8 protein-coding genes and 1 other annotated feature are annotated in these 6,753 nt (G+C 68.1%); of the genes, 2 read left to right on the top strand and 6 right to left on the bottom strand.

Annotated elements, in window-relative coordinates; all coding sequences use genetic code 11:
- Nucleotides 1–63: 63 nt before the first annotated feature.
- The 5 genes from LF262_RS14830 to gcvH form a co-directional block, all read right to left on the bottom strand.
- Nucleotides 64–657, bottom strand: a complete 594-nt coding sequence (locus tag LF262_RS14830; protein WP_235781174.1) for a MerR family transcriptional regulator — start codon at nt 655–657, stop codon at nt 64–66.
- Nucleotides 658–890: 233 nt separating this feature from the next.
- On the bottom strand, nt 891–1,391 hold the full coding sequence (locus LF262_RS14825; RefSeq protein ID WP_235781173.1) for a bifunctional nuclease family protein: 501 nt from the start codon (nt 1,389–1,391) through the stop codon (nt 891–893).
- Entirely contained in the window at nt 1,391–2,116 is a 726-nt protein-coding gene (ftsR, locus tag LF262_RS14820) for a transcriptional regulator FtsR (RefSeq protein WP_235781172.1), read from the bottom strand. Before ftsR ends, LF262_RS14825 begins: the two co-directional genes overlap by 1 nt.
- Nucleotides 2,117–2,129: 13 nt before the next feature.
- Entirely contained in the window at nt 2,130–2,615 is a 486-nt protein-coding gene (locus LF262_RS14815; protein ID WP_235781171.1) for an FHA domain-containing protein, read from the bottom strand.
- A gap of 34 nt (nt 2,616–2,649) precedes the next feature.
- A complete protein-coding gene (gene gcvH, locus LF262_RS14810) occupies nt 2,650–3,036 on the bottom strand; it encodes a glycine cleavage system protein GcvH (protein WP_235781170.1) in 387 nt (128 codons plus the stop codon).
- Between the two features lie 167 nt (nt 3,037–3,203).
- Between gcvH and LF262_RS14805 the strand changes: the two genes are divergently transcribed.
- Nucleotides 3,204–4,127, top strand: coding sequence for an Fpg/Nei family DNA glycosylase (locus LF262_RS14805; RefSeq protein WP_235781169.1), 924 nt, complete (start codon nt 3,204–3,206; stop codon nt 4,125–4,127).
- Nucleotides 4,128–4,145: 18 nt separating this feature from the next.
- Here LF262_RS14805 and scpC read toward each other — a convergent pair whose 3' ends face one another.
- Nucleotides 4,146–5,507 carry a succinyl-CoA:acetate CoA-transferase ScpC gene (scpC, locus tag LF262_RS14800; protein WP_235781168.1) on the bottom strand — a complete coding sequence of 454 codons (1,362 nt, stop codon included), beginning with the start codon at nt 5,505–5,507 and terminating at the stop codon, nt 4,146–4,148.
- On the opposite strand from scpC, the gene LF262_RS14795 reads away from it, so the two are divergent.
- A protein-coding gene (locus tag LF262_RS14795) for an IS3 family transposase (RefSeq protein ID WP_235781167.1) occupies nt 5,493–6,751 on the top strand; the annotation gives its coding sequence in 2 pieces (ribosomal slippage) (nt 5,493–5,790 and nt 5,790–6,751; 1,260 coding nt in all). The two genes, scpC and LF262_RS14795, sit on opposite strands and share 15 nt — an antisense overlap.
- Nucleotides 5,786–5,920: a sequence feature (AL1L pseudoknot), on the top strand. (Overlaps the previous gene by 135 nt.)
- Nucleotides 6,752–6,753: the final 2 nt, after the last annotated feature.

Genomic DNA, 6,753 nt, shown 5'->3' with positions numbered 1-6,753 from the left:
CCACCCGCTGAAGGCGGCCACTCGGCGTCGTGCGTTTCGGATGTGACGGTGCAACGACCGGGGTCAGCCTGTCTTTCGCGCCGCGCGGCGCTTGCTCAGCTCATCGCCGGGAAACGTCTGGTCGTCGGCGTGCTCACTGGGCAGTTCCGCAAGACTCCCCTCGACCTCGCGCCACACGCGGCCAACGGCGATGCCGAACACTCCTTGGCCGCCCTGGACGAGGTCGATGACTTCATCGGCAGAGGTGCACTCGTACACCGAGGCGCCGTCGCTCATGAGCGTGATCTGGGCGAGATCCTCTACCCCGCGCTCGCGGAGGTGGCCCACCGCGCTCCGGATCTGTTGGAGGGACACGCCGGTGTCGAGGAGGCGCTTGACCACCTTGAGCACGAGGATGTCTCGGAATCCGTACAGGCGCTGGGAACCGCTGCCGGCCGCGCCGCGCACTGTCGGCTCGACCAGCCCTGTACGCGCCCAGTAGTCAAGCTGTCGGTAGGTGATGCCGGCCGCCTTGCAGGCCGTCGGGCCGCGGTAGCCCGCCTCTTCGTCAAGGTCGGGCAGGTCGTCGTCGAAGAGGAGGCCCTGGGTGCCCGCCGGCGCTTCGGCGCCCTGGGCGGATACGTGTCTGAGCTCTCCGTGCTCTCGCTTGGGACTCACTAAACCCTCCTTCACCGCTCCCCTGGGGGCATTGCGTCCTCCGAAGGGGGACCCGAAGCGCACGTCTGTAATTACAGTCCCGCGCACCTTCAAGTGTCGCCTGTTTGTTCCGGGGAAGCAATGGGAGCTCGTCACTACCGACGTTAGAACCGTCCGGGGGTGAAATCAAAGACATCGCACGCAGCACCGGGGGCGTGTCGGATGCTCCGGCCACGGCAGTGCCCGCAGGACCGCTACTCGTCGAAGTCCTCGGGCTCAACATCGGCAAGGAATTCCCGGAAACGCCGCATCTCGCTCTCCTCCTCGGCGGTCGAGCCTCCTTCCTCGGTGCTGTCGCTCCCCTCTGCGAGCTGTACGCCGGCCTCTTCGAGCACCGCGTCGGCGCACCAGATGCGGCAGTTCACCCGCAGGGCCACAGCCAAGGCGTCTGACGCCCTTGACTCGACCGTCGTGCCGTCGTCGAAGCCGAGCTGGGCGTAGAAGACACTGTCCTCGACGGCGACGATCGTCGCGCTCACCACTTGACGGCCCAGACTGTGCACCACGCTGACCAGGAGGTCGTGCGTGAGCGGCCTCGGCGGCACAACGTGCTGCTGGGCGAGAGCGATCGCGCTGGCCTCGGCGGTCCCGATCCAGATGGGCAGGTGCCGCTCGCCCTTGGCTTCCTTGAGGAGCACGAGAGGCTGATTGGAGGGAAGCTCAATGCGGACCCCCACGACTTCTAGCTCGATCATCAGCCATCCATCCTCGAGATCAGCCCGTGGACCAGCGCGCGGTGCAGGGTCAGGAACGTCTCGCTGAGCTCCCGCGCCTCCTCGGCCGCACGCGCCCGTGCTGCTGGATCGCGCCGCGAAGCGCTGGGCGCGACGACCTGCTCGATCAGTCCCACCTCGCGCTCCGCAGTGCTCAGGAAGGAGCGCAGGTGCCGGGGCTCCAGGCCGTGGTCCGCGAGAGCCACGCACGAGCGGGTGACGGCGAGGGCGTACTCATCGAACCGGCCGCCCTCGGCAGCAATGAGGCCGAAGCTGAGCATCGACTCGACGAGGTCGGCGCTGGCCCCCGACTCCTCCCGCAGCTGCTGCTCGCTGAGGGACCGCGAACGGGTGGCACTCAGCTGCGCGTGCAGTTCCCCGGAGACGGGACGCGGCGCGATGCTCATCCCGCCGGGAAGGTTCTCCGGCTGCTCGCCGCGATCCACCGCATCGAGATAGTCCTTGATGACCTTGAGCGGAAGGTACTGATCCCGCTGGAGCGCCAGCACGAAGCGCAGGCGATCCACATCGCCCCGGCCGTACTGTCGGTAACCGGAGGGCGTGCGGTGCGGGGCGATGAGGCCCTTCTCCTCGAGGAAGCGGATCTTGGAGGCCGTCATCGAGGGGAACTCCTCGGCCAGAATGGCCAGGACCTCGCCGATGTTGAGGGCCGAGGACCCTCTCCGCTCAGGGTGGGCTACTGCCATGCAACCAGCCCCTTCAGGCGGTGGGCCGCGCCGGAGTCTGTGCAGGGCTGGCATAGAAGGTGAGCCGGAACTTGCCGATCTGCACCTCGGAGCCGTTGCGGAGGGCCACTTGGTCCACGCGGTCGTGGTTGACGTACGTGCCGTTGAGGCTGCCTGCATCGACGACCTCGAAGCCGTTCCCAACCCGACGGAACTCGGCGTGGCGCCGCGAGACCGTCACGTCATCCAGGAAGATGTCGGCGTCCGGATGGCGGCCGGCGGTCGTGACCTCGGAGTCCAGCAGGAACCGGGCACCGGCGTTCGGGCCTGTATGGGCGATGAGGAGCGCCGAGCCGTACGGCAATGCCGCGACTGCCCCGGCCTCTTCGCGGCTCAGGGGTGGCGCCATCGCTGTCCCGGCGTCGATCGGCGGCATCTGGATCGACGTCGTCTCCGACGCCGACTCCTGACGCTGCGTGATCTCCTCGGCGCCGGGCTTCCGGCGCTCGTCGCTCCTCATCAGTTCCTCCTGAAAAAGTCCCGGATCCAGATTTCTACCCTACCTGCTGCTCGTACTGGGCGGCACTGAGGAGGCTGTCCGTTTCGGACTCGTCCGAAAGCTGGACCTCGATGAGCCAGCCCTCGCCGTAGGGATCGGAGTTCAGGAGGGCCGGGTCCGAGTCCAGGGCCTCATTGCGGGAAACGACCTTGCCGGAGACGGGGGCATAAATGTCGCTGACGCTCTTGGTGGACTCGACCTCGCCGACCACGCCGTTCGCACTCACCTCAGTGCCGACCTCGGGCATCTGGACGTAGACCACGTCGCCGAGCGCGTCCTGGGCGAAATCCGTGATGCCGATGCGCACCACCCCGTCGCCAGGCTCCATGGAGATCCACTCGTGCTCGGCGGTGTAGGACAGCTCCGCGGGGACGTTGCTCATAGGGCTCGCCTTTCTTCGACTGGAGGGGCCTGACCAGGTGCGGGCCCCTTCAAGGTGCGTGTCGCTGAAAGTATAGGCACAAGGAATCGCGCTTCTTTCTCCTGTTCGGCGGGCATTTCCTGACACCATGGACAAGGGAGAAGACCGCCCACATCAGGAGGCATCCCATGCCGGAACTTCCCGAGGTGACCGCCTTGGCCGCCTTCCTTGACGAGCGGCTCGCGGGCGCCACGATCGATCGGGTCCAGATCGGCGCCGTGCACGCGCTCAAGACGGCGGATCCGCCGTACACCTCGCTCGTGGGGCGGCGTGTCGAGTCTGTGGGCCGACGCGGCAAGTTCATCGTGGTCATCACCGTGCCGGACTCGGGCCGCGCCGGGAGCGCCTCGGAAGGCGAGGCGGACGACGGCGGGCCGGTCGCCGTCGTCGTGCACCTCGCGTTGGGCGGGTGGATCCGCGTGCTCGACCGCCTTCCCGAGCCCACTCCCCCGCGCGGTAAGGGGTATGTGGCCGCCCGCTTCGGGTTCGTCCGCGACGACGGCGACGAGGCGGGCATCGAGCTCACGGAGGCGGGGACGTGGAAGCGCCTCTCGCTGCACATCGTCCGCCGGCTTCAGGATGTTCCGGCGGTCGCGGAACTCGGCCCCGAGCCGCTCGACGACAGCTTCACGCTCGAGGCCTTCCGCAAGGTGCTGAACCGCAAGAAGCAGGTCAAGGGCCTCCTGCGCGACCAGAAGCTGATTGCCGGGATCGGCAACGCCTACAGCGACGAGATCCTGCATGCGGCGAAGGTCTCCCCCTTCGCCATCGCCTCGACGCTGGGCGACGAGACGACGGCGCGGCTCTACGACGCCATGCGGACGGTGCTGGGCGACGCAGTGGCGGAGGACATGGGCCACCCGCCCGAGGAGCTCAAGGATGAGAAGCGCCGCATCATGCGCGTCCACCGCCGTGCCGGCGAGGCCTGCCCAGTGTGCGGGGACACCATCCTCGAAGTCTCCTTCGCGGACAGCGCCCTCCAGTACTGCCCGACCTGCCAGACGGGTGGCCGGCCGCTGGCGGACCGGCGCACCTCCAAGTTCCTGAAGTAGACCGCTCTTCCGCGAAGCTCACGAGGCGGGACGCATGTCCCCCGTCTCCACGAACCGCTCGTGCCACGACAAGGCCTCACCGAGCAGGTGCGGAGTGTGCTTGCCGTAGCTGCCCTGCAGGGCCCGTTCAAAGTAGTCACTCAGCGCCGGTCGGTACTCCGGGTGCGCACACTGGGCAATGATGGTCCGCGCCCTCTGCTTGGGCGCGAGTCCGCGGAGGTCTGCCAGTCCCTGCTCGGTGATGACGATCATGGTGTCGTGCTCGGTGTGGTCCACATGGCTCGCCATCGGCACGATCGCGGAGACCTTGCCGCCCTTGGCCGTGGACGGGGACATGAAGACGCTCAGGAAGCCGTTCCGCGCGAAGTCGCCCGAGCCTCCGATGCCGTTCATGACGCTCGTGCCTGCCACGTGGGTCGAGTTGACGTTTCCGTAGATGTCGGCCTCGATCATGCCGTTGAGCGCGATGCAGCCGAGCCGCCGCACCACCTCCGGGTGGTTCGAGATCTCCTGCGTGCGCAGGAGGATCCGTTCGCGGTACTCCTCGACGTTCTCGGTGAACTCCGCGACACCGGCCTCGCTGAGGGAGAACGAGGTGGCGGAGGCGAACTCGATCGTGCCGTCCTTGATCAGGTGCAGCATGCCGTCCTGGATCACCTCGGTGTACGCGGTGAGCCCGCGGTAGCCGCCCTCGGCGAGGCCGGCGAGGACCGCGTTGGCAATGTTGCCCACGCCGGACTGGATCGGCAGGAGGCGGTCGGTGAGCCGGCCGCGGCGGACCTCGTGGTCGAAGAAGTCCAGCAGGTGGGAGGCGATGGCCTTGGACGCCTCGTCCGGCGCGCTGAAGCCCGAGAGCCGGTCCGGCGCGTCGGTCTCGACCACGGCCACGACCTTCTCGGGGTCGACGCGGAGGTACGGCTCGCCAATGCGGTCGCTCGGGGTGAGGACGGGCACGGGCTTGCGGTGCGGCGGAAGCGCAGTGCCGTAGTAGATGTCGTGCATGCCCTCCATCCCCGCGGGCTGGCGCGCGTTGACCTCGAGGATGACCTTGCTGGCCATATCGAGCCACGTCTTGTTGTTGCCCACCGAGGACGATGGGATGAGCCGCCCGTCCTCGAGGATGCCGACGACCTCGACGACGGCGACGTCCACGTCGCCGTAGAAGCCGAACCACGTGTGCTGGGCAACATGGCTGAGGTGGATGTCCATGTAGTCCAGCTCGCCGTCGTTGATTCGCTTCCGCAGCGCCGGATCGGACATGTACGGGAGGCGCAGCTCCATCCCGTCGGCCCGCGCCAGCACGCCGTCGAGTGAAGCGCACTGGGTTTCTTGGAGGCTCCTGACCTTGGAAACGAGGATGGAGTCATGGCAGCGAGTCATGGGAAGCCGACGGCACGTCGGTATTCGCCGGAGGAGAAGGCCGCGGCGGTCCGGATGGTGCGGACCCTGCGTGCGGAGCTGGGGACCGAGCACGGGACGGTGCAGCGGGTCGCGGCGCAGCTGGGCTACGGCGTCGAGTCTGTGCGGGCCTGGGTGCGCCAGGCCGACATCGACGACGGCGCGGCACCGGGTGTGAGCACCGCGGAGGGCCGCCGGGTGCGGGAGCTCGAGCAGGAGGTCCGCGAGCTGCGCCGGGCGAACGAGATCCTCAAGCGGGCCGCGAGTTTCTTCGGGGCGGAGCTCGACCGCCAACACCGGAAGTAGTCGCGTTCATCGACACGAACAAGGACGAGGTCGTCGAAGGGCGCCCGCTCGGAGTCGAGCCCATCTGCAGGCTGCTGCAGGTGGCTCCGAGCACCTACTACGCCGCGAAGGGCCGCGCCCCCTCGATGCGTGCCCTGAGCGACGCTGCCCTCATCCCCGAGCTGGTGGCGCTGTGGGAGGAGAACTACCGGGTCTACGGCGTCCGCAAGCTCTGGAAGGCCGCCCGCCGGTCCGGGATCGACATCGGCCGCGATCAGACCGGCCGGCTGATGCGCGCCGCCGGCATCGAGGGCGCGACCCGGACCAGACGGGTCAAGACGACCAGGACCGACCCGGCGGCTGCCCGGCATCCGGACCTGGTGAAGCGGCAGTTCACCGCGCCCGCCCCCAACCGGCTCCGGGTGACCGACCTGACGTTCGTACCCACGTGGGCGGGCGTGGCCTACGTCTGCTTCATCATCGACGTGTTCAGCAGGATGATCGTCGGCTGGCGCTGTGCGCCCCACATGCGCACCGAGATGGTCCTCGACGCGATCGAGATGGCCCGCTGGTCCCGTGGCCGCCACCATGAGGACCTGCGGTGCCACAGCGATGCAGGCAGCCAGTTCACCTCGATCCGCTACAGCGAACGGCTCGCCGAGATCGGCGCGACCCCGTCGATCGGGACCGTCGGCGACAGCTACGACAACGCCCTGGCAGAGACCGTGAACGGCTACTACAAGACCGAACTCGTCCGCGGCCCCGGACGCCCCGGCCCGTGGAAGACCGTCGAGGACCTCGAGCTCGCGACGCTCGGCTGGGTCCACTGGCACAACACCGAGCGCCTCCACGGCTACCTCGGCGACATCCCGCCCACCGAGTTCGAGCAGGCGTTCTATGCTGACCAAGCCGACCGCAGCCAGCTGGTCAAAATCAAATAGCG

It is taken from the genome of Sinomonas notoginsengisoli, assembly GCF_021554725.1.
Classification (GTDB): domain Bacteria; phylum Actinomycetota; class Actinomycetes; order Actinomycetales; family Micrococcaceae; genus Sinomonas; species Sinomonas notoginsengisoli.
This window is presented reverse-complemented; position numbering and strand designations above follow the sequence as displayed.